The organism is Streptomyces fungicidicus (genome assembly GCF_003665435.1).
Classification (GTDB): domain Bacteria; phylum Actinomycetota; class Actinomycetes; order Streptomycetales; family Streptomycetaceae; genus Streptomyces; species Streptomyces fungicidicus.
The window spans coordinates 5,780,498-5,806,794 of record NZ_CP023407.1 but is presented as its reverse complement, the minus strand read 5'-3'; the positions used below and the strand labels follow the sequence as shown (position 1 = coordinate 5,806,794).

Sequence of the window (26,297 nt, the reverse complement as noted above, 5' to 3'; positions counted from 1 at the left end):
GACATGACGACCATCTCCGTGACCACCTGGTCCCTGGAGCAGAACGCGCCCACCGACCTCCTTCCGGCCGCCGTGCCCGAGGGGGACGTGCGGGTCGTCCGCTCCGAGGTGCCCTCCCCCGAGTTCAGCCGTTTCCTGTACGCCTCGGTCGGCGGGGACATCCGCTGGACCGACCGGCTGGGCTGGACGCACGCGCGGTGGCGGGAGCACCTGGAACGGCCCGGGGTGGAGACATGGGTCGCCCACGACCGCGGGACGCCCGCCGGGTACGTGGAGTTGGAGGCCCAGCAGGACGGGGTCGTGGAGATCCTCTACTTCGGTCTCGGCGCCGCGTTCCGGGGCCGGCGGATCGGCGGGCACCTGCTGTCGTACGGCACCGCCCGCGCCTGGGACCTGGCCGACCGCTGGCCGGGGCTGAAGCCGACCACCCGGGTGTGGCTGCACACCTGCAGCAAGGACGGCGAACACGCCATGGACAACTACCTGCGCCGTGGCTTCACCCTGTTCGACACCAAGGTCGAGGACGAGCCCGAGGTGCCCACCCCGGGACCGTGGCCGGGCGCCTGTCCCGCCTGACCAGCACGTACAAGACCACCCGTCAGGCTTGTGACCAAGCACACCCTTGTCTCTGATTTCGAGACAAGGGTGTCCGCATTTTGGATAAAGGTGGACTGTGTCCAGAGCGCCGTGACACGCTTCCGCCATGCCTGGAACTGGAATCGCCTTGGTGAGTCGGCGGCACGTCGACCTCGGCCGCATGTCCAGCGCCATCTGTCCGGCGCGCTGAGAGTCATCCGGCAGCGCCCGACAACCTCTCCACGCCTTCTCCCCGCGCAATGACGCGCACATCTGCCTGCGCACCGGTATGCGCAGGTCAGAGCCGTCTTCCTGCCTTCCCGCCTGTCCCGAAGGACGTATCAGCCATGGCCGCCACCCCACAGAACCCCGCTGCCGCGACTCCGCGCCGCAAGGTGAGCCGTCACCGCGGCGAGGGTCAGTGGGCCGTCGGACACCTGACCCCGCTCAACGGCAACGAGCAGTTCAAGAAGGACGACGACGGTCTCAATGTGCGGACACGCATTGAGACGATCTACTCCAAGCGCGGGTTCGACTCGATCGACCCCAACGACCTGCGCGGCCGGATGCGCTGGTGGGGTCTGTACACCCAGCGCAAGCCCGGGATCGACGGCGGCAAGACCGCGGTCCTGGAGCCGGAGGAGCTGGACGACAGGTACTTCATGCTGCGGGTGCGCATCGACGGCGGGGCGCTGACCACCCGGCAGCTGCGGGTGATCGGTGAGATCTCGCAGGAGTTCGCGCGGGGCACCGCCGACATCACCGACCGGCAGAACGTCCAGTACCACTGGATCCGCATCGAGGACGTCCCCGCGATCTGGGAGCGGCTGGAGGCCGTCGGCCTGTCCACGGTCACCGCCTGCGGCGACACCCCCCGCGTGATGATCGGCTCCCCCGTCGCCGGGATCGCCGAGGACGAGATCATCGACGGCACCCCGGCGCTGGAGGAGATCAAGCGCCGCGTGCTGGGCAACAAGGCGTACTCGAACCTGCCCCGGAAGTTCAAGACGGCCATCTCCGGCTCGCCCGTCCTCGACGTGGTGCACGAGATCAACGACGTCGCCTTCGTCGGTGTCCGCCACCCCGAGCACGGGCCCGGCTTCGACCTGTGGGTCGGCGGCGGACTGTCCACCAACCCCAAGCTGGGCGTGCGGCTGGGCACCTGGGTGCCGTCCGAGGACGTGCCCGACGTCTACGAGGGCGTCCTGTCGATCTTCCGCGACTACGGCTACCGCCGGCTGCGCAACCGGGCCCGGCTGAAGTTCCTCGTCGCCGACTGGGGCCCGGAGAAGTTCCGCCAGGTGCTGGAGGACGAGTACCTGGGACGCAGGCTGACCGACGGCCCCGCGCCCGAGCAGCCGTCCCAGCTGTGGCGCGACCACATCGGCGTGCACCGTCAGCAGGACGGCCGCTTCTACGTCGGTTTCGCCCCGCGCGTCGGCCGCGTCGACGGCACCACCCTCACGAAGATCGCCGACCTCGCGGAGGCCCACGGCTCCGGCCGGGTCCGCACCACCGTCGAGCAGAAGATGATCGTCCTCGACGTCGAGGAGGACCGGGTCGACTCCCTCGTCGAGTCCCTGGAGGCGCTGGACCTCAGCGCCCGCCCCTCCCCGTTCCGGCGCGGCACGATGGCCTGCACCGGCATCGAGTTCTGCAAGCTCGCCATCGTCGAGACCAAGGCGCGCGGCGCCTCGCTGATCGACGAACTCGAGCGCCGCATCCCGGACTTCGACGAGCCGATCACCATCAACCTCAACGGCTGCCCGAACGCCTGCGCCCGTATCCAGGTGGCGGACATCGGCCTCAAGGGCCAGCTGATGCTCGACGGGGAGGGCCGGCAGGTCGAGGGCTACCAGGTGCACCTCGGCGGCGCGCTCGGCCTGGAGGCCGGCTTCGGCCGCAAGGTCCGCGGCCTGAAGGTGACCGCGGACGAACTGCCCGACTACATCGAGCGGGTCCTCAAGCGCTTCCAGGAGCAGCGCGAGGACGGCGAGCGGTTCGCCGCCTGGGTCGGCCGCGCGCCGGAGGAGGCCCTGTCATGAGCGAGCGTGCCGCGCCGTTCCACTGCCCCTACTGCGGCGACGAGGACCTGCGCCCCGGCGAACAGGGCCACGGGGCCTGGGAGTGCGGCGCCTGCAACCGAGCCTTTCAGCTGAAGTTCCTCGGGCTGCTCGCCCGGGGGCTCGAGCGATCCGACACCCGGGAGGACCGGATATGACGGCCGTTCAGGACGGGCGCGCCACCGAGGACCTGAAGGCGCTGGCCGAGCAGGCCGGCCGCGACCTGGAGGACGCCTCCGCGCAGGAGATCCTCCAGTGGGCCGCCGACACCTTCGGCAAGCGGTTCTGCGTGACCTCCTCGATGGAGGACGCGGTGGTCGCCCACCTCGCCTCCCGCGCGCTGCCCGGCGTCGACGTCGTGTTCCTCGACACCGGCTACCACTTCCCGGAGACCATCGGCACCCGGGACGCGGTGGAGGCCGTGATGGACGTCAACGTCATCACCCTCACCCCGCGGCAGACGGTCGCCGAGCAGGACGCCGAGTACGGCCCCCGGCTGCACGACCGCGACCCCGACCTGTGCTGCGCGCTGCGCAAGGTCCGGCCGCTGGAGGAGGGCCTGAAGGGCTACGCGGCCTGGGCGACCGGCCTGCGCCGCGACGAGTCCCCCACCCGGGCGAACACCCCGGTCGTCGGCTGGGACGAGAAGCGGCGCAAGGTGAAGGTCTCCCCCATCGCCCGCTGGACCCAGGACGACGTGGACGCCTACGTCGCCGAGCACGGCGTCCTCACCAATCCGCTGCTGACCGACGGCTACGCCTCCGTGGGCTGCGCGCCCTGCACCCGCCGTGTGCTGGAGGGCGAGGACGCCCGGGCCGGCCGCTGGGCGGGGCGTTCCAAGACCGAGTGCGGACTGCACGGCTGACCATGACCGCGCCTTCGACGAACCAGGAGAACCACGTGACCACCGGAGCCACCGTCTGGCTCACGGGTCTGCCGAGTGCGGGCAAGACCACCATCGCCCACGAACTGGCGGGCCGGCTGCGCGAGCAGGGCCGCAGCGTCGAGGTGCTCGACGGCGACGAGATCCGCGAGTTCCTCTCCGCGGGCCTCGGCTTCACCCGTGAGGACCGGCACACCAACGTGCAGCGCATCGGCTTCGTCGCCGAACTGCTCGCCCGCAACGGCGTGACGGCCCTCGTCCCGGTCATCGCACCGTACGCGGACAGCCGGGACGCGGTCCGGAAGCGGCACGAGGCGAACGGCACGCCGTACGTCGAGGTGCATGTGGCGACCCCGGTCGAGGTGTGCTCCGCACGCGATGTGAAAGGCCTGTACGCCAAGCAGGCCGCGGGTGAACTCACCGGGCTCACCGGTGTGGACGACCCGTACGAGGAGCCCGAGACGCCCGATCTGCGGATCGAGTCCCAGAACCAGACCGTGCAGGAGTCCGCGGCGTCGGTGCACGCCGCGCTCAGCGAAAGGGGACTGGCATGACGACCGTCGCCACCGTCGAAGAGGGTACGGACAGCCCGTACGCCCTCTCCCACCTGGACGCCCTCGAGTCCGAGGCGGTGCACATCTTCCGCGAGGTGGCGGGCGAGTTCGAGAAGCCGGTGATCCTGTTCTCCGGCGGCAAGGACTCCATCCTCATGCTGCACCTGGCGCTGAAGGCGTTCGCCCCGGCCCCGGTGCCGTTCTCGCTGCTGCACGTCGACACCGGGCACAACTTCCCCGAGGTCCTCGACTACCGCGACCGCACGATCGAGCGGCACGGGCTGCGGCTGCACGTCGCCTCCGTGCAGGACTACATCGACCGCGGGGTGCTGAAGGAGCGTCCGGACGGCACCCGCAACCCGCTGCAGACCGTGCCGCTCACCGAGAAGATCCAGAGCGAGCGGTTCGACGCCGTGTTCGGCGGCGGTCGCCGTGACGAGGAGAAGGCGCGGGCCAAGGAGCGGGTGTTCTCGCTGCGCGACGAGTTCTCCCAGTGGGACCCGCGCCGTCAGCGCCCCGAGCTGTGGAACCTGTACAACGGCCGGCACGCCCCCGGTGAACACGTCCGCGTGTTCCCGCTGTCCAACTGGACCGAGCTGGACGTGTGGCAGTACATCGCCCGCGAGGGCATCGAACTGCCGGAGATCTACTACGCGCACGAGCGCGAGGTGTTCCGCCGCGGCGACATGTGGCTGACCGCCGGTGAGTGGGGCGGCCCCAAGGACGGCGAGACCGTCGAGAAGCGGCTGGTCCGCTACCGGACCGTGGGCGACATGTCCTGCACCGGCGCGGTGGACTCCGACGCCGACACCATCGAGAAGGTGATCACCGAGATCGCCGCCTCCCGGCTGACCGAGCGCGGCGCCACCCGCGCCGACGACAAGCTCTCCGAGGCCGCGATGGAAGACCGCAAGCGCGAGGGGTACTTCTAGACATGAGCACCATCACCACCGAGGAGCTCGCGGCCACCACCCTGCTGCGGTTCGCCACCGCCGGTTCCGTCGACGACGGCAAGTCCACCCTGGTGGGCCGGCTGCTGCACGACTCCAAGTCGGTCCTCACCGACCAGCTGGAGGCCGTGCAGCGGGCGTCGGCGAACCGGGGCCAGGAGGCGCCCGACCTCGCGCTGCTCACCGACGGCCTGCGGGCCGAGCGGGAGCAGGGCATCACCATCGACGTGGCCTACCGCTACTTCGCCACCTCCCGGCGGCGGTTCATCCTCGCCGACACCCCGGGCCATGTGCAGTACACGCGGAACATGGTCACCGGCGCCTCCACGGCCGAGCTGACGGTGATCCTGGTCGACGCCCGCAACGGCGTCGTCGAGCAGACCCGCCGGCACGCCGCGATCGCCGCCCTGCTGCGGGTGCCGCACGTCGTCCTCGCCGTGAACAAGATGGACCTGGTCGACTACCGGGAGTCGGTGTTCGCCGCGATCGCCGAGGAGTTCACGGCGTACGCCACCGAACTGGGCGTCCCCGAGGTCACCGCGATCCCCATCTCGGCCCTGGTCGGCGACAACGTGGTGGAGCCGTCCGCGCACATGGACTGGTACGGCGGCCCCACGGTGCTGGAGCACCTGGAGACCGTCCCGGTCAGCCACGACCTGGCGCACTGCCACGCGCGGCTGCCCGTGCAGTACGTGATCCGGCCGCAGAGCGCCGAGCACCCCGACTACCGGGGCTACGCGGGGCAGATCGCGGCGGGCACCTTCCGGGTGGGCGACGCGGTGACCGTGCTGCCGTCCGGCCGGACGACGACCGTCACCGGGATCGACCTGCTGGGCCGGCCCGTCGACGTGGCCTGGACACCGCAGTCGGTGACGCTGCTGCTGGCCGACGACATCGACATCTCCCGCGGCGACCTGATCGTCCCCAGCAAGGACGCGCCGGACACCACGCAGGACGTCGAGGCCACCGTGTGCCACGTCGCCGACCAGCCGCTGACCGTCGGCCACCGGGTGCTGCTCAAGCACGGCACCCGAACCGTCAAGGCGATCGTGAAGGACATACCGGCCCGGCTGACGCTGGACGACCTCTCGCTGCACCCGCACCCGGGCCGGCTGGTCGCCAACGACATCGGCCGGGTGAAGATCCGTACCGCCGAACCGCTGCCCGCCGACTCCTACTCGGACTCCCGGCGCACCGGCTCGTTCATCCTGATCGACCCCAGCGACGGCACCACCCTCACCGCCGGCATGGTCGGTGAGTCGTTCGCCGCGCCGGAACCCGTCAAGGACGAGGCCGACGACGACGGATGGGACTTCTGAGCGTGAACCCCACCGACTTCTACTCCGAGTTCGCGAAGGAGGGCGGCCGCGTCGGCAGCGGAGCTCTCGGCAGCGGGCAGGGCGGGGTGGCGCGATGTGCGCGATGACGTACGCGCACCGCTCGCGCGCCCTCACCCCCCACCGCCGTAGACGAAAACCCGCCGACCTCCCGGCCACGGTGCCTGAGAGACCGTGACCGCCGGGCCTTGCGAGAGGAACACCTCCCGTGCCTGCCACATCCGCCCTGCGCCGCGCCCTCGCGGTGATGACCGCCCTTCCGCTGCTCACCCTGGCCGCCTGCGGCTACGGGTCCGAGGCCAAGGACGACGACACCGCGAAGGTCGCCTCCGGGGCGAAGAAGATCGACGGTCTCGACTCCGTCAGGATCGGCTACTTCGGCAACCTCACCCACGGCACCGCGCTGGTGGGGAACAAGAAGGGCCTGTTCCAGAAGGAACTCGGCGCCACCAGGGCCACCTACGCGGTCTTCAACGCGGGGCCGTCGGAGATCGAGGCGCTCAACTCCGGCTCCGTGGACATCGGCTTCATCGGCCCGTCCCCGTCCATCAACGGCTACACCAAGTCCGGCGGCAAGAACCTGCGCATCATCGGCGGTTCGGCGTCCGGCGGGGTGAAGCTCGTGGTGAACCCGGACAAGGTGAAGTCCCTGAAGGACGTCAGGGGCAAGCGGATCGCCACCCCGCAGCTCGGCAACACCCAGGACGTCGCGTTCCTCAACTGGGCGGCCGAACAGGGCTGGAAGGTCGACGCGCAGAGCGGCAAGGGCGACGTCACGGTCGTCCGCAGCGACAACAAGGTCACCCCGGACGCCTTCGGCGCCGGGTCGATCGACGGCGCCTGGGTGCCGGAGCCGACCGCTTCGAAGCTGGTCGCGCAGGGCGGCAAGGTGCTGCTGGACGAGGCGACGCTGTGGCCGGACGAGGAGTTCGTGATCACGAACATCATCGTGCGCCGGCAGTTCCTCGAGGAGCACCCGAAGGCCGTCGAGGCGGTGCTGAAGGCGTCCGTCGAGGCCAACAAGTGGATCAACGCCAACCCGGACGAGGCGAAGACCGCCGCCAATGAGCAGCTGGAGGCCGACTCCGGGAAGGCGCTGCCCGCCGAGGTGCTGGACCCGGCGTGGAAGTCGATCAGGTTCACCGACGACCCGCTGGCCGCCACGCTCGGCGCCCAGGCGGAGCACGCCGTGAAGGCGGGCCTGCTGGAGCAGCCCGACCTGGACGGCATCTACGACCTGACGCTGCTCAACAAGGTCCTGAAGGCGGCCGGTGGGTCCGCCGTGGACGACGCCGGTCTCGGCGCCAAGTAAGACCGGATCACGCAGAGTTCCCAGGAGGTGACGACCATGGCCACGACCCTCGCCAAGGCCGACGACGGCACCGCGGCGGTCACGCACGCCGCCCGGATCGAGCATGTCTCGAAGTCCTTCGCCGGTCCCGCCGGGCAGCAGCTCGTGCTGGACGACATCACCCTCGATGTCGCGCCCGGCGAGTTCGTCACCCTCCTGGGTGCCTCGGGCTGCGGCAAGTCCACGCTGCTCAACCTGGTCGCGGGCCTGGACCGCCCCACGGCCGGCAGCATCAGCACGGACGGCCGGCCCGCCCTGATGTTCCAGGAGCACGCCCTCTTCCCGTGGCTGACCGCGGGCAAGAACATCGAACTCGCCCTGAAGCTGCGGGGCGTGGTGAAGAACGAGCGCCGGGAGCGGGCCGAGGAACTCCTCGGACTCGTCCGGCTGAAGGGCGCGCACGGCAAGCGGGTGCACGAGCTGTCCGGCGGTATGCGGCAGCGGGTGGCGCTGGCCCGGGCGATCGCCCAGGAGAGCAACCTGCTGCTGATGGACGAGCCGTTCGCGGCGCTGGACGCCATCACGCGGGACGTGCTGCACGACGAGCTGACCCGGATCTGGAGCGAGACGAAGCTGTCCGTGCTGTTCGTCACGCACAACGTGCGCGAGGCGGTGCGGCTCGCCCAGCGGGTGGTGCTGCTGTCGTCCCGTCCGGGCCGGGTCGCCCGCGAGTGGACGGTGGACATCCCGCATCCGCGCCGTATCGAGGACACCGCGGTCGCGGAGCTGTCCGTCGAGATCACCGAAGAACTCCGTGGGGAGATCCGCCGTCATGGCCAGCACTGAGACGACCGCCAAGGACCGGGACGGCGGCGACCTCGCCGGTCTGGAGGCGGGGCTCGACGCACTGGAGACGGTGCAGACCGGGCGCAGGCCGTTCCGGCAGACCTTCGTGGAGAAGATCCTTCCGCCGGTCATCGCCGTCGCCCTGGTGCTGGCGGTGTGGCAGGCGCTGGTCTCCTTCAGGATCGTCGACGATCCGAGCAAGCTGCCCGCACCCGGCGCCGTCTGGGACGTCGCCCAGCGGGCGTGGCTCCAGGGCGAGCTGCTCGGCTACATCTGGACCAGCGTCTCGCGCGGTCTGCTCGGCTTCTTCTTCGCGCTGCTGATCGGCACCCCGCTGGGGCTGCTGGTGGCGCGGGTGAAGTTCGTGCGGGCGGCGATCGGCCCGATCCTGTCGGGTCTGCAGTCGCTGCCGTCGGTGGCGTGGGTGCCGCCGGCGGTGATCTGGCTGGGTCTGAACAACCAGATGATGTACGCGGTGATCCTGCTCGGCGCGGTCCCCTCGATCGCCAACGGTCTGGTGTCCGGCGTCGACCAGGTGCCCCCGCTGTTCCTGCGGGCCGGCCGTACGCTGGGGGCGACGGGCCTGAAGGGCACCTGGCACATCGTGCTGCCGGCCGCGCTGCCCGGCTATGTGGCGGGTCTGAAGCAGGGGTGGGCGTTCTCCTGGCGGTCCCTGATGGCCGCGGAGATCATCGCGTCCTTCCCCGACCTGGGCGTGGGCCTGGGCCAGCTGCTGGAGAACGGCCGCAACGCCAGCGACATGGCCATGGTGTTCGAGGCCATCCTGCTGATCCTGACCGTCGGTATCGCCATCGACCTGCTGATCTTCAGCCCGCTGGAGCGGTGGGTGCTGCGCAGCCGTGGTCTGCTGGTGAGGAGCTGAGGCACACCATGCACCGTCCGGTACTCCTCGTCGTCGCCCACGGCAGCCGCGATCCGCGGCACGCCGCGACCGTGCACGCCCTGGTGCGGCGGGTGCGGTCGCTGCGGCCGGGGCTGCGCGTGGAGACCGGGTTCCTGGACTTCAACCTCCCCTCGGTCACGGGAGCGCTGGAGTCCCTGGACGCGGAGGGCGTCCGCGAGGTGGTCGCCCTCCCGCTGCTGCTGACCCGCGCCTTCCACGCCAAGGCGGACATCCCGGCGGTGCTGGCGCAGGCTCCGCGGCGGCTGCGGATCAGCCGGGCCGAGGTGCTGGGCCCGTCCCCGCTGCTGCTCTCGGCGCTGGAGCGCCGGCTGTACGAGGCGGGCCTGACGCCCGCCGACAAGTCCTCCACCGGGGTCGTACTGGCCTCGGCGGGGTCCTCCGACCCGGAGGCGATCGCAGTGATCGCAGAAATCGCGCGGGAGTGGCGGCACACCGGTTGGTGCGCCGTGCGGCCTGCGTTCGCCTCCGCATCCCTCCCCCGCACCGAGCAGGCGGTACGGGAGCTGCGCGCCCTCGGCTGCGCGCGCGTCGCCGTGGCGCCGTACGTCCTGGCCCCCGGCTTCCTCCCGGACCGGATCGCCCGGGGCGCGGCCGGGGCGGACGTCCTCGCGGACGTGCTGGGCCCGGCGCCGGAGGTGGCGCGGCTGCTGCTCGACCGGTACGACGAGGCGCGGGTGCGGGCGCCGGCCGCGATCGGCGCCTGAGTCTCAGCCCTCGGTGAGCTCCGCCAGTTTGCGCACCGTGTTCCAGTTGCGGCTGGTGGCGACGACGCCCTTGTTGACACGGGGCTTGGACAGGTGTTCGGCGAGCTTGGAACGGCCCAGGCCGTCGGGGGCGTAGAGGTAGAGCGCGCGGTCGCCGAGACGGAAGTCCTCCGGCAGATAGGCCGCCCGGTCGACCTCGGTGAAGCGCTCGGGGGTGACGGGCGCGGAGAAGTAGGTGACGTGGAGCTGCTTGGGCTCCAGTTCGGCGGCCGGGAACGGGCAGGCCTCGACGATCCCCTTCAGATAGGCGTGGTCGCGCACGATCACGTCCACCGCGAAGCCGAAGTGCCGCTCGACCGCCGCCGCCAGCTCGGCGGCGAGGGACTCCTCGTCGCCGTGCCCGGAGGCGAACACCGCCTGGCCGCTCTGCAGATGGGTGCGCACCCCGTCGTGGCCGAGCCCTTCCAGGAGCGTGCGCAGCTCGGCCATCGGGACTTTCCTGCTGCCGCCCACGTTGATCCCGCGCAGCAGCGCCGCGTATCTCGTCGCCATGCGTACACCCTAGGACGGCCGCCGTGCCCCGTGGGGCGGGCACCGCAGCGGTGCACCGGGACCCTGATCACCGGCCCCCACGTCCCCGGATACGTGTAGGGGATCGCTGTCCTCCCCAGTGGGGAGACGGCGGGCGCCGATGGGATGACCCGGGGTTCCCGGGCTTCACCGGACAGCACGACGAGACGATCTTATCCGCTCCCTACCGTCGAAAGGGCCAGGTGGCGGCAGAGGGTCGCTGCCGAACACGAGGGAGCGAGCCCGTCATGGGGAACGGAGAATCACGGGTGCGGGGCCTCGCCGCACGGGCCGGCGGCTGGAGCGCCCGGCACCGCTGGGCGGCCGTCGGCATCTGGGTGCTGTTCGTCGTGCTGGCGATGGGACTCGGTTCGGCCGCGGGCCGGGTCGACGTCGGCGACAGCGATCAGCTCAAGGGGGAGACCAGCACCGCCGCCCGCATCATCGAGGAGGCCGGCATCGAGGAGCCGGCCGGAGAGACCGTGCTGGTCCAGGCCCGGGACGGCGGTCCGGAGGCCACGGACGCCGGGTTCAGGTCGGCGGTCGCCGCGGTCGTCACGGCGGTGGAGAGGACCGGCGAGGTCACGGACGTCACCTCGCCGTACGAGAGCGGCACCATCTCGAAGGACGGGCGCAGCGCGCTGGTCCAGTTCGACGTGCGGGGCGACTCCGACACCGCAGGTGACCGGGTCGCGCCGGTGCTGAAGGCCGTGGAGGACGTCCAGAAGGACCACGGGTCGCTGCGGATCGAGGAGATCGGCGACGCCAGCATGATGAAGACGTTCGACGACGCGTTCGGCGACGACTTCAAGAAGGCCGAGTACTCCGCGGTGCCGGTGGCCCTCGGCATCCTGCTGATCGCGTTCGGCGCGCTGGTGGCGGCGCTGCTGCCGGTGGCGCTGGCGATCACCGCGATCATGGCGACGATGGGTCTGATGGGCCTGGTCAGCCACCTGCAGCCGATGAGCGACACCGCGAACTCGGTGATGCTGCTGGTCGGCCTGGCCGTCGGCGTCGACTACTGCCTGTTCTACCTGCGCCGGGAGCGCGAGGAGCGGGCGGCCGGACGGGACGCCGGCACGGCGCTGCGGATCGCGGCCGCGACCAGCGGCCGGGCGATCGTCGTCTCCGGTGTCACGGTGTGCGTGGCCATGGCGGGCATGCTGTTCACCGGGCTCGCCGAGTTCGAGGCGATGGGCCTGGCCTCGCTGATGGTGGTGGCGGTCGCCATGGTCGGCTCGGTCACCGTCCTGCCGGCGCTCCTCTCGCTGCTGGGCGAGCGGGTCGAGAAGGGCCGTCTGCCGTTCCTGCGCAGGCGGCGCACCGGCGGCAGCACGGACAGCCGGTTCTGGACGGCCGTGCTGAAGCGGGTGCTCGCCAGGCCGGTGCTGTCGGTCGTGGTGGCGACCGGCGCGCTGCTTGCGGTGGCCGCTCCGGCGGTCGGGATGAAGACCCAGAACCTCACGCTGGACCAGGAGTTCGGCGACTCGCTGCCGATCGTGCAGACGTACGACCGGGTGAACGAGGCGTTCCCGGGCGGTTCCGAGCCGGCCGAGGTGGTCGTCAGGGCGGACGACATCAACGCGCCCGAGGTGCGGTCCGCGCTCGCCGAATTCCGTGAGGGGGCGATCGGTTCGGGTGCCTCGCGCGGGCCGGTCGAGATCAAGCTGCACGACCAGCAGAACGTCGCGTTCGTCTACGTCCCGCTGGTGGGCGGCTCCGACCAGGACAAGGCGGGCGAGAGCCTGGACAAGCTGCGCGACGAGGTGCGGCCCGCCACGCTCGGCGAGGTCGACGGCGTCGAGGCGCCGATCACCGGGCAGGTGGCCGGTTCGAAGGACTTCAACGACCAGGTGGTCGGCTCCGTCGTCCCGGTCTTCGCCTTCGTGGTGGTCTTCGCCTTCCTGGTGATGCTGCTGTCGTTCCGCTCGCTGACGGTCGCGATCACCTCCATCGTGCTGAACCTGCTGTCGGTGGGCGCCGCGTACGGCATCCTCGTGGCGGTCTTCCAGCACGGCTGGGGCGCGTCCCTGGTGGGCGCGGAGGGCGTCGGCGCGATCATCACCTGGCTGCCGCTGTTCCTCTTCGTGATCCTGTTCGGCCTGTCGACGGACTACCACGTGTTCGTGGTCTCCCGGATCCGCGAGGCCCGGCTGCGGGGCCGTACGACGCGGGACGCGGTCCGGCACGGTGTGGTCACCACGGCCGGCGTGGTCACCAGTGCCGCGATCATCATGGTCGCCGTGTTCGGGATCTTCGGAACGCTGTCCATGCAGTCCATGAAGCAAATGGGCGTCGGCCTCGCGGCGGCGGTGCTCATCGACGCGACGGTCATCCGGGGAGTGCTGCTGCCCGCGGTGATGACGCTGCTCGGCGAGCGCAACTGGTACCTGCCGAAGTGGCTGCACCGGATGCCCGACCTGACCCACGACGAGTCGCCGGAGCCGGTGACGCCGCCGGTGTCGCGGGACGACGAGGGCGAGCGGGTACCGGTGTGAGCCGGTAGGAACGCGTGAGGAGGGGCCCGGCGGGATTCCGCCGGGCCCCTCCTCGCCGGTCGCGTCAGCGCCGTGCGGGCAACTCCGCCTCGATCAGGTCGGCCGCCCGGCGGGTGCCGCCCTCCTCGGCCATCTCGGCCTGGATGCCCTTCAGCCGCCGGGCCACCTCCGGGTCGTCGACGAGGGCGAGGGCCGCGGCCCGCAGGGTCCCGGCGTCCGCCTCGCCGGCCGGGACGTGCCGGGCCACCCCCAGCCCCTGCAGCATGTCCGCGTTGCCGAACTGGTCCACGGCCTGCGGTACGGCGATCATCGGCGTGGCCGTGGCCAGCCCCTCCTGGCTGCCGCCGGCCCCGGCGTGGGTGACGAACAGGTCGGCCTGGCGGAGGACCGCGAGCTGCGGCACCCAGGACCGCACCTCGACGTTGTCCGGCAGGTCACCGAGCTCGGCGGGATCGACGTGCCTGCCGACCTGCAGCACCAGGTGCCAGCCGGGCAGACCGCCGAACGCCTCGACGCACTCCCGGTAGAAGGCGGGCTGCTTGGTGAAGGACGATCCCAGCGACACCAGCACGACCTTCTCCGCGCCGGCCGGCCGCTGCCAGCCGCCCTCGGCGCCGCGGTCGCCCTGGCAGGCGCCGACGAAGGAGTGCACGCTCTCGTCCACCCGGTCGGCGTTCGGCTGGAGCGCCCTGGGGATCAGCACGATCGAACGCGCGGGGCGGCCGGCGAAGTCGTCGGGGTGCTGAGTGATTCCGTTCTCCTCCAGCCAGGCCCGGAAGCGGGCGTAGTACGCCTGCCCCCGCTCGGTCTTCTTCGGCTCCTCCCACATCGGCTCGGCGACCTCCTTCTCGTACCCGTCCCAGGCGACGAGGTTCGGCGAGAGGGAGACCGCGGGCACGCCCCAGCGGTGGGCGAGCACCCGCGCCGGGTAGGAGGTGATGTCGTGCAGGACGAGGTCGGGGGTGTCGCCCTCGTAGGCCTCGATGAGCTGCGGAAGCGCCTGGACGGCGTCCGCGAGGAACGGCTCCACGTTGTCGAGCAGTGTGCTGCCCCAGGCCTCCGGGTCGTCGTCGGGACCGGGGAGCGTGCTGTTCCACAGCACCGGTTCGGCGCCGGTCTCGGCGACCTTCTCGGCGAAGTGCGGCGGGATCGCGTAGGTCACCCGGTGTCCGCGCGCCACGAGCTCGCGGATCACCTCGAGGCTCGGGTTCACGTGGCCGTGGGCGGCGATGGAGAACATGGCGATGTGAGCGGGACTGGTCATGCCACGACCATAGACGAGACGAGACGTCTCGTGCAATCAATTTCCGTTCAGCGGTCCCGCAGTCCGGCCGACGCCCGCCGGCGTGGGGCCGCGCACACCGCCCCACCTGTGCGAATGGGACACTGGCCGACGGACGGCCGGAAGCCGGCGGCCGGACCGGGACGGACCAGGAGGGGGACGGATGGACGAGGCACGGGCGCGGGACGTGCTGGCGGCGGCAGGAGTGCTGCCCGGCGCGGCGGCGGACGCGCGGCTGCTGGCCCTCGGGGAGAACGCGGTGTTCGCCGCCGGGGGCCTGGCCGTGAAGGTGGGCCGCGACGCCGAGCTGCTGGACCGGGCCCGCCGGGAACTGGCCGTCGCCGGATGGCTGGCGGAGCGGGGCGTGCCCGCGGTGCGGGCCGCCGAGTCCGAGGCGCTGCTGGTCGAGGGGCACCCGGTGACCGTGTGGCACCGGCTGCCGGAGGCGGTGCGGCCAGCCGAACCCCGGGATCTGGCCGGACTGCTGCGGCTGGTCCACGCGCTGCCCGCTCCCCCGTTCGCGCTGCCGCCCCGCGAACTGCTGGGCGGCGTGGAGCGCTGGCTGCGGCTCGCGGGCGACGCGATCGACCCCGCGGACGCGGCGTATCTGCGCGAGCGGCGGGACGGTTTCGCCTCGGCCGCGGCGGCGCTGACGCCCCATCTGCCGCCGGGCCCCGTCCACGGCGACGCCCTGACCCGCAATGTGCACATCGGGCCGGACGGGCCGGTCCTGATCGACCTGGAGACCTTCTCCGCCGATCTGCGCGAGCACGATCTGGTGGTCATGGCCCTGTCCCACGACCGCTACGGGCTGCCGGACGAGGCGTACGCGTCGTTCACCGGCACCTACGGCTGGGACGTGCGCGCGTGGGAGGGCTGCTCGGTGCTGCGCGGCGCGCGGGAGACGGCCAGCTGCGCCTGGGTCGCCCAGCACGCGCCGGGCAACCCCGCGGCGCTGGCCGAGTTCCGGCGCCGGGTGGCGTCGCTGCGGGACGGGGACGAGTCCGTGCGCTGGTACCCCTTCTGACGCCGGACCGCCCGGTGCGTCAGACCCGCTCGCCCGCCGGCTTCCGCAGCGGCCAGGCGCCGTCGACGAGCGCGGTCGCGTCGCCCTTGCGGCGCAGGAAGTCCTGGAAGTCCGCCGCCCAGGCCGCGTACCACTCGATCTGACGGCGGTGCAGTTCCGCCGGCGCGAGGGCCGCGACCTTGGGGTGGCGGCCGGCTATCGCACAGGCCAGCCGGGCCGCCGCGAGGGCGTCGGCGGTCGCGTCGTGCGCCGAGTCGAGGACCACGCCGTACTCCGCGCAGACGGCCTCCAGGTTGCGCTTGCCCCGGCGGTAGCGGTCGACGGCACGGTCGATGGTGTACGGATCGATGACCGGGGCCGGCTCGATGCCGCCGAGACGGTCGCTCAGCGACGGCAGTCCGTACCGCCGCAGTTCGGCGGAGAGCAGGGTCAGGTCGAAGGCGGCGTTGTACGCGACGACCGGGACGCCCGTCTGCCAATAGGCGGTGAGGACGCCGGCGATGGCGTCGGCCACCTGGTCGGCGGGGCGGCCCTCGGCGGCCGCCCGCTCGCCGCTGATGCCGTGCACCGCGACCGCGTCCTCCGGGATGGGCACGCCCGGGTCCGCCAGCCACTCCCGGCGCCCCAGCGGCTCCCCCGCCCTGACCTCGATCACGGCCCCCGTGACGATCCGCGCCTCGCGCGGGTCCGTACCCGTCGTCTCCAGGTCGAAGCCGATCAGGAGCTCCCGGTGCCAGCCCATGGGCTGCCCCCCTTCTGTGTGGTGCGTTCCCCCAGTGGTCTCCACCCTCGCACGCCCCACTGACAATCAGAGGATCGCGTTCCGCTTACCGGTCCGGACAGCCCGCCACAAGCAGCCCCGGCACGGGGCGTTCACGACACCGGACGCGAATCCGCCCACATCATCTCGAACTCCTCGCGGTAGGTGGGGAACAGCCCGCCCACCTCGGCCTCGCCCGGCTTGACCACCTTGGTCCCGTTGCGCAGCACCAGTACCGGCGCCTCCATGCCCCGGGCCCGGCGCAGATGGTTCTGCACCACCGCGACGCCGTCCGAACCGTCCCCGTCCACGAGGTAGGCGGTGCAGCGGGGCGTCTCGTCGTACACCTGGATCTCGAAGGCGCCGGGGTCGCGCAGCCGCGACCGGACGCGGCGCATGTGCAGGATGTTCATCTCGACGGCACGGCCGAGCTCGCCGCGCTTGAGGCCGAGCTCGCGCTCCCGGCGCTTGACCGCGCTGGAGGCCGGGTTCAGGAAGAGCAGCCGCACCCGGCAGCCGGACTCCGCCAGCCGCACCAGACGGCGCCCGGAGAAGTTCTGCACCAGCAGGTTGAGCCCGATGCCGATGGCGTCCAGGCGGCGGGCCCCGCCGAAGATGTCCTCGGCCGGGAACTGGCGCAGCAGCCGCACCCGGTCCGGGTGCACGGCGACCACGTCGGCGTACCGGTCGCCGACCAGGTCCTCGACCGCGTCGACGGGCAGCCGCCGCGCGGACGGCACGTCGCCGCCGGCGCCGAGCATCTCCAGCAGCCGCGCGGAGGCCCGCTCGGCCTGGTTCAGCACCGCCTCGGACAGGGCGCGGTTGCGGGAGACCACGTTGCGGGTGACCTCCAGCTCGTCCAGGGCGAGCTCGACCTCCCGCCGGTCGTCGAAGTACGGCTCGAAGCAGGGCCAGTGCTGGACCATCAGCTCGCGCAGCTGCGGCAGGGTGAGGAAGGACAGCACGTTGTCGTCGGCCGGGTCGAGCAGATAGCCCTTGCGGCGGCTGACCTCGCGCACCGCGACGGCGCGCTGCACCCACTCCTGCCCGGCCGGTCCGGCGGCGGCGACCACCCAGTCGTCGCCGTGCACCGGCTCGTAGACGGGGCGCAGGACGGCGGCCACGACCGCGCGCAGCCGCTGCTCGACGAGGTTCAGCCAGATGTAGGCCCGGCCGGCCCGCTGGGCGCGGGTGCGCACCTCGCTCCAGGCGTCGGCGCCCCAGTCCAGCTCCGGCCCGATCGAACCCGCTTCCATCGGCCGTGCCAGGGACACCGCACCGGGCGGGACGTCCGTGGAACCACTCCCCTCGTGACCGTCGTCACCAGGGGGCAGTTCCAGCCCTCCCGACCCCACCCGCGCACCGCCTTCCGCTCCCCCGAGCACTCCCGTCCCGACGATCAAGGAGAGTACTCCGCCAGCGGTGCACGGTGCAGCCCGATGCACAGGGTCGTTTCCCAACTTCCCGCAATCACGGGTTCGTTCCGCCCGGCGGACGGCCGGGAGTGAGCGGTTTCATAGCGGGACCCGTGACGGGTGGGTCGCGTGCCAGGGGTGTGGGTAGAAGGTGATCCCCGCCCTTTCGGGGAGACTCGGGGACACTCGGAGCCAAGGCGTCCCACAAGCGCCGCACACCTGAAAGAGTCCTATCCATGCAGGTCTGGCCTGGCGAGGCGTATCCGCTCGGTGCCACGTACGACGGCGCCGGAACGAATTTCGCGGTCTTCACGGAAGCCGCGGACCGAGTAGAGCTGTGTCTGCTGCACGACGACGGCTCCGAGACGGCCGTCGAGCTGCGCGAGAGCGACGCGTTCGTGCGGCACGCGTACGTGCCCGGCGTCATGCCCGGGCAGCGGTACGGCTTCCGCGCGCACGGCCCGTACGAGCCCGAGCGCGGGCTGCGCTGCAATTCGGCGAAGCTGCTGCTCGACCCGTACGCGCGTGCGATCGGCGGGGCGGTCGACTGGGGCGAGGAGGTCTACGGCTACCACTTCGGCGCGCCCGAGAGGCGCAACGACCTCGACTCGGCGCCGCACACCATGACGTCGGTCGTGGTCAACCCGTACTTCGACTGGGGCGACGACCGCAGGCCCCGTACGGAGTACCACCACACGGTGATCTACGAGGCCCACGTCAAGGGCCTGACCATGCGCCACCCGGGGCTGCCGGAGGAGCTGCGCGGCACCTACGCGGGGCTGGCCCACCCGGCCGTGATCGATCATCTGACCGGGCTGGGGGTGACCGCGCTGGAGCTGATGCCGGTGCACCAGTTCGTCAACGACCACCGGCTGGTCGACATGGGGCTGAACAACTACTGGGGCTACAACACGATCGGCTTCTTCGCCCCGCACAACGCGTACGCGTCCTGGGGCGACCGGGGCCAGCAGGTGCTGGAGTTCAAGTCGGCGGTGAAGGCGCTGCACGAGGCCGGGATCGAGGTGATCCTGGACGTGGTCTACAACCACACCGCCGAGGGCAACCACCTGGGCCCGACGCTGTCCTTCAAGGGGCTCGACAACCCCTCGTACTACCGGCTCACCGACGACCCCCGCTACTACATGGACACGACGGGGACCGGCAACTCCCTGCTCATGCGGTCCCCGCACGTGCTGCAGATGATCATGGACTCGCTGCGGTACTGGGTCACCGAGATGCATGTCGACGGGTTCCGCTTCGACCTGGCGGCGACCCTCGCACGTCAGTTCCACGAGGTGGACCGGCTGTCGTCCTTCTTCGACCTGGTGCAGCAGGACCCGGTGGTGTCCCAGGTGAAGCTGATCGCCGAGCCGTGGGACGTGGGCGAGGGCGGCTACCAGGTGGGCAACTTCCCGCCGCTGTGGACCGAGTGGAACGGCAAGTACCGCGACACCGTGCGGGACCTGTGGCGGGGCGAGCCGCGCACGCTCGCGGAGTTCGCCTCGCGGCTGACCGGCTCCTCCGACCTGTACCAGGACGACGGACGCCGCCCGCTCGCCTCCATCAACTTCGTGACCTGCCACGACGGCTTCACGCTGCACGACCTCGTCTCGTACAACGACAAGCACAACGAAGCCAACGGCGAGGACAACCGGGACGGCGAGAGCCACAACCGGTCGTGGAACTCCGGCGCCGAGGGCGAGACCGGCGACCCGGAGGTGCTGCGGCTGCGGGCCCGGCAGATGCGCAACTTCATCGCGACGCTGATGCTCTCCCAGGGCGTGCCCATGCTCAGCCACGGCGACGAGGTGGCCCGCACCCAGCGCGGCAACAACAACGCCTACTGCCAGGACAACGAGCTGGCCTGGCTCGACTGGCCCGACGGGGACGGGGACGGCGAGGACGATCCGCGCCGACAGCTGCTGGAGTTCACCCGCGCGATGGTGTGGCTGCGCAAGGACCACCCGGTGTTCCGCCGGCGCCGCTTCTTCCACGGCAGGCCGGTGGAGGGCACCCACGACGACCTCTCCGACATCGCCTGGTTCACTCCCGAGGGCGCGGAGATGACCCAGCGGGACTGGGACTCCGCGCGGGCGTCGGCGCTGACCGTGTTCCTCAACGGCAACGCGATCTCCGAGCCGGGGCAGCGTGGTGAGCGCATCACGGACGACTCGTTCCTGCTGATGTTCAACGCCTCCCCCAAGCCGCTGGACTTCGTGGTGCCCGTCGACCACGGCCGGCAGTGGCAGGTCGTGGTGGACACGGCCCGCGCGGACGGCGTCCCGGCGGACACCGGCCGGAAGGTGACGGCCGGCACCCGGCTCACCCTGACCGACCGCAGCATGACGGTGCTGCAGCGGCCGGTGTAGGCCTGGTGTGACGCCCCCGCCGCCCCTTCCCGTTCCCGTCCCCCGGGGGCGCTGCCCCCGGACCCCCGCTCCTCAAGCGCCGGAGGGGCTGACTTCAGCCCCTCCGGCGCTTGAGGAGTCGGGACGGGAAGGGGCGGCGGGGGCGGAGACAACCCGCCCGCACCCCGAACGGAGGAACACTCCCATGACCCCAGAGCAACGCGACCCGGCGGTGCCCACGGCCACCTACCGGCTGCAGCTGCAGCCGGGCTTCCCGTTCGGCGCGGCGGCGGACGCCGTGCCGTACGTGGCCTCGCTCGGCGTGTCCCATCTGCATCTGTCGCCGGTCCTGGAGGCCGTGCCCGGCTCGCCGCACGGCTACGACGTGGTGGACCACGCGCGCGTGCGCGAGGAGCTGGGCGGCGAGGAGGGGCTGCGGGAGCTGGCGCGCACCGCGCGGGAGCACGGTCTCGGGCTGGTCGTGGACATCGTGCCGAACCACATGGCGATGTCGCCGCGCCACAACCGCGCGCTGTGGGAGGTGCTGCGCGAGGGCCCGGCGTCGCCGTACGCGCGGTGGTTCGACATCGACTGGGAGGCGCAGGGCGGCCAGGTGCTGCTGCCGGTGCTCGGCGGCCCGTTCGGCGAGGAGGCCGGCCGGCTGGAGGCCGACGGCGACGTACTGCGCTACTACGACCACGCGTTCCCGCTGCGGGAGGGAACGGCCGGGCTGCCGCTGCCCCGGCTCCTGGACGCGCAGTGGTACCGCCCCGTGTGGTGGCGGCTGGCCCGGACCGAGCTCAACTACCGGCGGTTCTTCAGCATCTCCGAGCTGATCGGGGTGCGGGTGGAGGACCCGGAGGTGTTCGACGCGACGCACGGCAAGATCCTGGAGCTGCTCCGGGAGGGGGTGATCGACGGGCTGCGCGTCGACCACCCCGACGGGCTCGCCGACCCCGACGGCTATCTGCGGCGGCTGCACGAGGCCACGGGCGGCCGGTGGACGGTGGTGGAGAAGATCCTCTCCGACGGGGAGCCGCTGCCCCCCTCCTGGCCGGTCGCCGGCACCACCGGCTACGACGCCCTGCGGCACGTGGACGGTCTCTTCACGGACCCGGCGGGGTTCGGGGAGCTGCTGGGCCGCTACCGGCGGTTCGCGGCCCCGCAGACGGACCGGGGCGGGGACTGGGACGCCACGGTGCGGCGGGCGGCGTACAAGGTGCTCACGCACGAGCTGGCCACCGAGGTGGACCGGCTCACACGGGTGACGAGCCGGCTGTGCGCGGCCTCCCCGGAGCCCGCGCTGCGCGACCGCGCGCCGTGGGCGCTGCGCACCGCCCTCCAGGAGCTGCTGGTCCGGCTGGAGGTGTACCGGCCCTACTCCTCCGTGGACGCCGCCGGCGTCGTCACCGAGGAGGCCGCCGACGGGGCCCGGCTCGCCTTCGCCGTGCCCGAGGAGGCGGGGGCCGTGGACGTCGTACGGGACCTGGTGCTCGGGCGGTACGGGGACGGGCCGGAGTACGTGGAGTTCCGTACGCGGTTCGCGCAGACCGCGTCGGCGCTGCGGGCCAAGTCCGTGGAGGACACGGCGTTCTACCGCTATGTGCCGCTGCTGTCGGCGACGGAGGTGGGCGGGAACCCGGGTGACCCGGCGGTGTCCCCCGAGCGGTTCCACGCGTACTGCGCGCGCGTGCAGCGCGACTGGCCGTCGACCGGGACGGTCGTCTCGACGCACGACACCAAGCGCAGTGCCGATGTGCGGGCGGCGCTGCACGTCCTCACCGAGTGCCCGGAGCGCTGGGCGGACGTCCTGGCGGAGGTGACCCGCGGCGGGGGCGGGGGCGCGCCGGACGCGCAGCTGGCGTGGGCGGCCTGGCAGACGGTGTTCGGGCTGGGCCCGGCACAGGACGCGGAGGAGCGGGTGCGGGGGGCGCTGCTGAAGCATGTGCGGGAGGCGGGGCTGTACACGAGCTGGACGGAGCAGGAGCCGCCCTACGAGGAGGCGGTGGAGCGGTTCGTGGCGGAGGGCCCGTGCGGGGTGCCGGGCGAGCGGGTGGCGGCGTTCCGCGCCTCGCTGGAGCCGCACATCCGGGCGAACGCGTGGGGCGCGGCCCTGGTCCACCTGACGATGCCGGGGGTGCCGGACGTGTACCAGGGCACTGAGCACGAGTACCGGGCGCTGGTGGACCCCGACAACCGGCGGGCCGTGCGGTTCGGGGGTGACGGGAGCGGCAAGGAGGCGGTGACGCGGGCCGCGCTGCGGCTGCGGGCGCGCCGGCCGGCCGCCTTCGGCGACACGGCGTCGTACGCGCCGCTGACCGCAGAGGGCCCGGCGGCGGGGCACTGTCTGGCGTTCGCGCGTTCCGGTGAGGTCCTCACCGCGGTGACCCGGCTGTCGCTGCGGCTGGCGGAGGCGGGCGGCTGGCGCGGAACCCGTCTGGCGCTGCCGGCCGGGCGGTGGGCCGACGTGCTGGAGCCGGTGCGGGAGTTCGGCGGGCACGCGCCCCTGGAGGAGCTCTTCGAGCGGTCGCCGGTGGCGCTGCTGGAGCGGATCCCGGACTGACCACGGCGCGCGTGGGAGCGGGTGGCGGCGTGCCCCCGGGCGCCCCCCGCAGGCGCTCCCCCGTGCCCTTGACACCACCTTCCGGCCGTGGGGTACTGCGCACAGCGGATTCGGGTGGTGACAACGGGGGGTGGGTCCGCTGCTTGAGCTGCGCTATCCGACACCGGCCGAACTGGTCGCCGCGGCACGCGCGCTGACGGTCCGGTCGCCCGGTCTGTGCGTCCTGCGGCAGGTGGGGGTCTCCCGCGCGGGCCGGCCCCTGCACCTGCTGTCCGTGGGACGCGCCGAGCGGGCCGTGCTGGTGGTGGCCGGCGCCCACGCCAACGAACCGGCCGGCGGGGGCACCCTGCTCGCGCTGGCCCGGCGGACCGTCCGGGAACCGGAGCTGCGCGACGGCACGTCGTGGCACTTCCTGCTGTGCGCGGACCCCGACGGGGCGAGCCTCCATGTGACGCCGTCGCCGCGCAGTCTCTACGACTACCACCTGGGGTTCTTCCGTCCCGCGGGGCCGGAGCAGCCGGAGTGGGCGCCGTCGGTGCTGCCGCCCGACCGGCTGCCGCCCGAGACCCGCGCCCTGACCGGGGTGATCGACGAGGTGCGGCCCTATCTGCAGGTGTCGCTGCACGGCACCGATCTGGGCGGCAGCTGGGTGCAGCTGACGAGGGACGTGCCCGGGCTGGCCGAGCCGTTCGCCAAGTCCGCCGCGCAGCTGCACATTCCGGTGGAGACTGGCGCCTCGGACGCGGCGGGCTGGCCCGCGTCCGGTCCGGGGGTGCATGTGATGCCGGCGCCGGAGGCCGCGCCGGCCTATCCGAGCCTGACCGACGACGCGCGGCACAGCACCTGGTACCACGCCCACCGGTACGGCGGGCTGACCGCGGTGATCGAGGTGCCGATGTGGGCCGGCGACCTGGTCGACGACCCGGCGCCGCATCCTGCGCCGCACGCGGCGATGGGCCTGCTCGCGGACCGGCTGCTGCGGGACGCGGACGAGGTGCGGCGGATACTGGAGGACGCGCGGCCGGAACACCGGGACGCGGGCGGCCCGCTGCTGCGGGCGGCCACCTGGGTGCTGGAGCTGGTGCCGGGGCTGGCCGCCGACCTGGTCCGCACCCCGCCCGCGGACGGCACCCGGGCGTACGTGGGCAGCGTGGACGCGTTCGCGCGCCGGGTGCCGCTGAGGGCGGCGGCGATGCTGCGGCGGGCGCTGAGCGGGACCGACGAGCGGGCGGCGGCCCGTCTGGAGTACCTGGTCGCGCGCTGGAGCGCCGCGTTCGCCACCAGTTTCCGCGCCCGCTGGGTCCCCGTCGGCCAGCAGGTCGAGCACCAGTCCCGAACGGTCCTGGCCGCGGCCCACCACGCCCGCGAACAGTCCGGCTGACCGCACCCCGGGCGTCCGCCGCCGCACACGTCAGCAGCGCACCACCGCCACCCTGGCACGCGGGTGACGCCCCCACCGGTGCACCCCACCCAGGCACGCGAACACCGGCGGACCGACGGGCACCCCCGGCCACACAGGCGCAGCCCGGACCGACGGGCACCGCCCGGCCACACAGGCGCAGCCCGATCCGGCGGAGACCGCCCGGACCGACGGGCCCCGCCCAGGCACGCGGGCGTCGGCAGGGCCGCAGGTACCGCCAGGGACGATGGGCGCGGTACGGGCACGCCGGTGCCGCCCACGCCGGTGGGCGCCGTCAGGACCCGGGCGTCCCACCCGGACCGGCGGCCCCCACCGGGTCGGGGCCGCGGGCCCGAATGGGCCGGGGGGTGTCGTCGGCGGGGGCGGGTTCCGGGCTCGGCGTTCGCCCGTGCCCGTCGCGGCCTTGGGCGGGGCGGCCGACCTGCTACTCGGTGTCCAGTGCGAACACCGAGCCCGTCCGGGCAGTCATCGTGCAGGCGTTCGGGAAGGTTTCCGTGTAGTCGACGGCGCGGCCGCGCCACACCCCGCTCGCCCGTGCGGTGACGGGCGCGTAGACCATCGGGCACACGACGTCCTCCCTCGGGGGCAGGTCGCCGATGCGTCCGTCCACGGCCGCCAGCTCCGCGCAGGCCCGCGCCGCGTGCCGGTGCCCCCGCGGCGGATCGCAGCTCAGCAGCACGCCGCCCTCCGCGCCGGCCGGCGTCTCTCCGTGGGTGACCGCGAGCAGCAGCCGGCTGTCCTCGCCGGGCCCGCCGGCCGCCCGGGCGGGCACCGCGCACGCGAACAGGACGAGGGCGGCGAGCAGTCCCGCCCGTACCGCTTTCAGTGAGGTGTGCGTCATTCCCGGTGCATCGGCACGGCGGTCCCGGTACCCCACCCCGGCTCACCCGAACGGAAGGGCGCGCGCACCGCCAGCTCGAACGCGGCGAGCACCACCCGCGCCTGGTACTCGGCCTGGCGCGAGACCGCGATCCAGCGCGCCCCGAAGCCGTCCCGGCAGTCGGCGCACCGCGCGTCGATCAGCCGCTCCAGCTCCGGCAGCGCCCCGGCCGGATCGCGCCCGGCGCGCGTCACCAGCTGGTGCAGCAGCCCCGCGGTGCGCAGCACCAGCCGCAGCCCGGCGAGGCGCACGGCGGTGAGACGCGCGGTGGTCATGGGCGGCAACGGATGCGAAGAATCGTTTCCGCAGTCGGGGTCCCACGCGTCGGCCAGTCCGGGGCAGACCAGCAGGTAGTCGTCGACCGGGGCGAGCAGCCGCGCCGCGTCCGGCACACCGGCGAGATGCGGCCGGACGCGCCCGGTCAGCCCGGCCAGCAGCAGGGTGTCCCGGCGCAGCGCGTGGCTGGCGGACCGCAGCACCGCCTCCGCGTCGGCGGCCGGGGACCCGTCCGCGACGGCCGTCACGCCCCACATCGGCGCCTCGACGACCGCGGTGACCGTCCCGTGCCGGTGCGGGTGGAACCACGTCGACTCGACGGCGGCCTCGGTGATGGCGGCGGCGAGGTCACGACGGCGCGGGGGCGGGATGCGGTAGACCGCGGGGCCGAGGCCGGGCCAGTACAGGGCGTCGTAGGCGCCGAGTTCGCGCGGGACACCGAGCCGGGCGGCGATGCCCGCGACCCGCCGGTCGAGACCGGGCAGGTCGCGGGTGAGCTCGACGAAGCCGCCGCCGATGTCGACGCCGTGCAGGGAGCACTGGAGGAAGGGCCGCAGTTCGTCCTGGACGGCGAGCAGGGCGCGGGTCTCGGGCAGCGCGGCGGCGTCGGCGCCGTCGGGCAGCCATTCGGGTTGTTCCAGGAAGCCCGGCCGGAAGAAGTTCCGGAAGTGGTGGCCGAGGGTGCGGGGGCCGGTCAGCCAGGGCTCGTTGCGGCGCAGGCCGTCCGGGTCGAGGCAGAGCAGCAGGTTCCAGGTGGTGTCGGCGCCCTCGGTGAGCCGGGGGTCGGCCAGGGCGCGTTCGGCCACCCGCAGCGCGGTGGCGCCGCCCACGGGCTCGTTGGCGTGCGGCCCGGCGACGACGAGCGCCTGACGGCTGCCGTGACCCACCTCGAGCAGCCACAGCGGGCTGCCCGCGCGGGAGACGCCGACGCGGCGCAGCCGGGCGTCGCGGGGATGCCGGGCGACGAGGGCGGCGGCCCGCGCGCCCAGTTCGTCCGCGGTCGGATAGCGCAGGAGGGGCGGCAGGGCACACCTCCGAAGTGGCGCCGACGTTTCACCGGGAGTGCATGGCGTACGCACAGTCAGTCACGACTTCGGAGGTACGTCAACACCGTGACGCACACGGGGCC

23 protein-coding genes are annotated in these 26,297 nt (G+C 72.7%); 17 read left to right on the top strand and 6 right to left on the bottom strand.

Features of this window, described 5'->3' with window-relative positions:
* Positions 1 to 3 precede the first annotated feature (3 nt).
* The 12 genes from CNQ36_RS26210 to CNQ36_RS26155 all read left to right on the top strand — a co-directional run bounded on the left by CNQ36_RS26210 (position 4) and on the right by CNQ36_RS26155 (position 10,129).
* Positions 4 to 576: a GNAT family N-acetyltransferase gene (locus tag CNQ36_RS26210; protein ID WP_121547775.1), complete on the top strand. Its 573-nt coding sequence runs from the start codon at positions 4 to 6 to the stop codon at positions 574 to 576.
* Between the two features lie 127 nt (positions 577 to 703).
* Positions 704 to 787 carry a putative leader peptide gene (locus CNQ36_RS35735; protein ID WP_310887545.1) on the top strand — a complete coding sequence of 28 codons (84 nt, stop codon included), beginning with the start codon at positions 704 to 706 and terminating at the stop codon, positions 785 to 787.
* 136 nt (positions 788 to 923) lie between these two features.
* The gene (locus tag CNQ36_RS26205; protein ID WP_004923408.1) at positions 924 to 2,621 is read left to right on the top strand and encodes a nitrite/sulfite reductase; all 1,698 of its coding nucleotides are present in this window, start codon (positions 924 to 926) and stop codon (positions 2,619 to 2,621) included.
* Positions 2,618 to 2,797, top strand: coding sequence for a hypothetical protein (locus tag CNQ36_RS26200; RefSeq protein WP_004923411.1), 180 nt, complete (start codon positions 2,618 to 2,620; stop codon positions 2,795 to 2,797). The genes CNQ36_RS26205 and CNQ36_RS26200 overlap by 4 nt, the downstream gene beginning before the upstream one ends.
* Positions 2,794 to 3,504 (top strand): phosphoadenylyl-sulfate reductase, encoded by a 711-nt coding sequence (locus tag CNQ36_RS26195; RefSeq protein ID WP_004923414.1) that lies wholly within the window; start codon positions 2,794 to 2,796, stop codon positions 3,502 to 3,504. Before CNQ36_RS26200 ends, CNQ36_RS26195 begins: the two co-directional genes overlap by 4 nt.
* Before the next feature lie 2 nt (positions 3,505 to 3,506).
* A complete protein-coding gene (cysC, locus tag CNQ36_RS26190; protein WP_121547774.1) occupies positions 3,507 to 4,076 on the top strand; it encodes an adenylyl-sulfate kinase in 570 nt (189 codons plus the stop codon).
* Positions 4,073 to 5,008 (top strand): sulfate adenylyltransferase subunit CysD, encoded by a 936-nt coding sequence (cysD, locus tag CNQ36_RS26185; RefSeq protein WP_004923420.1) that lies wholly within the window; start codon positions 4,073 to 4,075, stop codon positions 5,006 to 5,008. Before cysC ends, cysD begins: the two co-directional genes overlap by 4 nt.
* Before the next feature lie 2 nt (positions 5,009 to 5,010).
* Entirely contained in the window at positions 5,011 to 6,345 is a 1,335-nt protein-coding gene (locus CNQ36_RS26180; protein WP_004923422.1) for a sulfate adenylyltransferase subunit 1, read from the top strand.
* Positions 6,346 to 6,571: 226 nt separating this feature from the next.
* Positions 6,572 to 7,675: an aliphatic sulfonate ABC transporter substrate-binding protein gene (locus CNQ36_RS26170; protein ID WP_121547773.1), complete on the top strand. Its 1,104-nt coding sequence runs from the start codon at positions 6,572 to 6,574 to the stop codon at positions 7,673 to 7,675.
* A gap of 36 nt (positions 7,676 to 7,711) precedes the next feature.
* Positions 7,712 to 8,500 (top strand): ABC transporter ATP-binding protein, encoded by a 789-nt coding sequence (locus tag CNQ36_RS26165; RefSeq protein ID WP_040905889.1) that lies wholly within the window; start codon positions 7,712 to 7,714, stop codon positions 8,498 to 8,500.
* Positions 8,487 to 9,383 carry an ABC transporter permease gene (locus CNQ36_RS26160; protein ID WP_040905890.1) on the top strand — a complete coding sequence of 299 codons (897 nt, stop codon included), beginning with the start codon at positions 8,487 to 8,489 and terminating at the stop codon, positions 9,381 to 9,383. Before CNQ36_RS26165 ends, CNQ36_RS26160 begins: the two co-directional genes overlap by 14 nt.
* A gap of 8 nt (positions 9,384 to 9,391) precedes the next feature.
* Positions 9,392 to 10,129 carry a sirohydrochlorin chelatase gene (locus CNQ36_RS26155; protein ID WP_004923431.1) on the top strand — a complete coding sequence of 246 codons (738 nt, stop codon included), beginning with the start codon at positions 9,392 to 9,394 and terminating at the stop codon, positions 10,127 to 10,129.
* A gap of 3 nt (positions 10,130 to 10,132) precedes the next feature.
* Here the strand turns inward: CNQ36_RS26155 and CNQ36_RS26150 are convergent, their stop codons facing one another.
* A complete protein-coding gene (locus CNQ36_RS26150) occupies positions 10,133 to 10,681 on the bottom strand; it encodes a DUF1697 domain-containing protein (protein ID WP_121547772.1) in 549 nt (182 codons plus the stop codon).
* Between the two features lie 266 nt (positions 10,682 to 10,947).
* Between CNQ36_RS26150 and CNQ36_RS26145 the strand changes: the two genes are divergently transcribed.
* On the top strand, positions 10,948 to 13,197 hold the full coding sequence (locus CNQ36_RS26145; RefSeq protein WP_121547771.1) for an MMPL family transporter: 2,250 nt from the start codon (positions 10,948 to 10,950) through the stop codon (positions 13,195 to 13,197).
* Between the two features lie 64 nt (positions 13,198 to 13,261).
* Here CNQ36_RS26145 and mgt read toward each other — a convergent pair whose 3' ends face one another.
* Positions 13,262 to 14,461 carry a macrolide-inactivating glycosyltransferase gene (gene mgt / locus CNQ36_RS26140; RefSeq protein WP_121547770.1) on the bottom strand — a complete coding sequence of 400 codons (1,200 nt, stop codon included), beginning with the start codon at positions 14,459 to 14,461 and terminating at the stop codon, positions 13,262 to 13,264.
* A gap of 181 nt (positions 14,462 to 14,642) precedes the next feature.
* Here mgt and CNQ36_RS26135 point away from each other — a divergent pair, with 181 nt between their 5' ends.
* Positions 14,643 to 15,506 (top strand): phosphotransferase, encoded by an 864-nt coding sequence (locus CNQ36_RS26135; RefSeq protein ID WP_121547769.1) that lies wholly within the window; start codon positions 14,643 to 14,645, stop codon positions 15,504 to 15,506.
* A gap of 19 nt (positions 15,507 to 15,525) precedes the next feature.
* On the opposite strand, the gene CNQ36_RS26130 is transcribed toward CNQ36_RS26135, so the two are convergent.
* Both CNQ36_RS26130 and CNQ36_RS26125 read right to left on the bottom strand, forming a co-directional pair.
* Positions 15,526 to 16,248 carry a 3'-5' exonuclease gene (locus CNQ36_RS26130; RefSeq protein WP_004923447.1) on the bottom strand — a complete coding sequence of 241 codons (723 nt, stop codon included), beginning with the start codon at positions 16,246 to 16,248 and terminating at the stop codon, positions 15,526 to 15,528.
* 131 nt (positions 16,249 to 16,379) lie between these two features.
* Positions 16,380 to 17,621 (bottom strand): SAV2148 family HEPN domain-containing protein, encoded by a 1,242-nt coding sequence (locus CNQ36_RS26125; RefSeq protein ID WP_121547768.1) that lies wholly within the window; start codon positions 17,619 to 17,621, stop codon positions 16,380 to 16,382.
* 296 nt (positions 17,622 to 17,917) lie between these two features.
* On the opposite strand from CNQ36_RS26125, the gene glgX reads away from it, so the two are divergent.
* The 3 genes from glgX (at position 17,918) to CNQ36_RS26110 (ending at position 23,973) form a co-directional block, all read left to right on the top strand.
* Positions 17,918 to 20,050: a glycogen debranching protein GlgX gene (glgX, locus tag CNQ36_RS26120; protein WP_121547767.1), complete on the top strand. Its 2,133-nt coding sequence runs from the start codon at positions 17,918 to 17,920 to the stop codon at positions 20,048 to 20,050.
* A gap of 184 nt (positions 20,051 to 20,234) precedes the next feature.
* Positions 20,235 to 22,592: a malto-oligosyltrehalose synthase gene (treY, locus tag CNQ36_RS26115; RefSeq protein WP_121547766.1), complete on the top strand. Its 2,358-nt coding sequence runs from the start codon at positions 20,235 to 20,237 to the stop codon at positions 22,590 to 22,592.
* Positions 22,593 to 22,722: 130 nt separating this feature from the next.
* Positions 22,723 to 23,973, top strand: a complete 1,251-nt coding sequence (locus CNQ36_RS26110; RefSeq protein ID WP_121547765.1) for a M14 family zinc carboxypeptidase — start codon at positions 22,723 to 22,725, stop codon at positions 23,971 to 23,973.
* Positions 23,974 to 24,436: 463 nt separating this feature from the next.
* Here CNQ36_RS26110 and CNQ36_RS26105 read toward each other — a convergent pair whose 3' ends face one another.
* A complete protein-coding gene (locus CNQ36_RS26105) occupies positions 24,437 to 24,853 on the bottom strand; it encodes an SSI family serine proteinase inhibitor (RefSeq protein ID WP_040905896.1) in 417 nt (138 codons plus the stop codon).
* Positions 24,850 to 26,247 carry a M14 family zinc carboxypeptidase gene (locus CNQ36_RS26100; RefSeq protein ID WP_121547764.1) on the bottom strand — a complete coding sequence of 466 codons (1,398 nt, stop codon included), beginning with the start codon at positions 26,245 to 26,247 and terminating at the stop codon, positions 24,850 to 24,852. Before CNQ36_RS26100 ends, CNQ36_RS26105 begins: the two co-directional genes overlap by 4 nt.
* Between the last annotated feature and the right edge of the window lie 50 nt (positions 26,248 to 26,297).

Coding starts and splice junctions, on each gene's coding strand:
- mgt (WP_121547770.1), bottom strand. CDS start 14,461: ATGACCAGTCCCGCTCACATCGCCATGTTCTCCATCGCCGCCCACGGC.
- CNQ36_RS26165 (WP_040905889.1), top strand. CDS start 7,712: ATGGCCACGACCCTCGCCAAGGCCGACGACGGCACCGCGGCGGTCACG.
- cysD (WP_004923420.1), top strand. CDS start 4,073: ATGACGACCGTCGCCACCGTCGAAGAGGGTACGGACAGCCCGTACGCC.
- CNQ36_RS26200 (WP_004923411.1), top strand. CDS start 2,618: ATGAGCGAGCGTGCCGCGCCGTTCCACTGCCCCTACTGCGGCGACGAG.
- CNQ36_RS26145 (WP_121547771.1), top strand. CDS start 10,948: ATGGGGAACGGAGAATCACGGGTGCGGGGCCTCGCCGCACGGGCCGGC.
- CNQ36_RS35735 (WP_310887545.1), top strand. CDS start 704: ATGCCTGGAACTGGAATCGCCTTGGTGAGTCGGCGGCACGTCGACCTC.
- CNQ36_RS26150 (WP_121547772.1), bottom strand. CDS start 10,681: ATGGCGACGAGATACGCGGCGCTGCTGCGCGGGATCAACGTGGGCGGC.
- CNQ36_RS26205 (WP_004923408.1), top strand. CDS start 924: ATGGCCGCCACCCCACAGAACCCCGCTGCCGCGACTCCGCGCCGCAAG.
- CNQ36_RS26195 (WP_004923414.1), top strand. CDS start 2,794: ATGACGGCCGTTCAGGACGGGCGCGCCACCGAGGACCTGAAGGCGCTG.
- CNQ36_RS26130 (WP_004923447.1), bottom strand. CDS start 16,248: ATGGGCTGGCACCGGGAGCTCCTGATCGGCTTCGACCTGGAGACGACG.
- CNQ36_RS26135 (WP_121547769.1), top strand. CDS start 14,643: ATGGACGAGGCACGGGCGCGGGACGTGCTGGCGGCGGCAGGAGTGCTG.
- glgX (WP_121547767.1), top strand. CDS start 17,918: ATGCAGGTCTGGCCTGGCGAGGCGTATCCGCTCGGTGCCACGTACGAC.
- CNQ36_RS26180 (WP_004923422.1), top strand. CDS start 5,011: ATGAGCACCATCACCACCGAGGAGCTCGCGGCCACCACCCTGCTGCGG.
- CNQ36_RS26155 (WP_004923431.1), top strand. CDS start 9,392: ATGCACCGTCCGGTACTCCTCGTCGTCGCCCACGGCAGCCGCGATCCG.
- CNQ36_RS26105 (WP_040905896.1), bottom strand. CDS start 24,853: ATGACGCACACCTCACTGAAAGCGGTACGGGCGGGACTGCTCGCCGCC.
- CNQ36_RS26210 (WP_121547775.1), top strand. CDS start 4: ATGACGACCATCTCCGTGACCACCTGGTCCCTGGAGCAGAACGCGCCC.
- treY (WP_121547766.1), top strand. CDS start 20,235: ATGACCCCAGAGCAACGCGACCCGGCGGTGCCCACGGCCACCTACCGG.
- CNQ36_RS26160 (WP_040905890.1), top strand. CDS start 8,487: ATGGCCAGCACTGAGACGACCGCCAAGGACCGGGACGGCGGCGACCTC.
- cysC (WP_121547774.1), top strand. CDS start 3,507: ATGACCGCGCCTTCGACGAACCAGGAGAACCACGTGACCACCGGAGCC.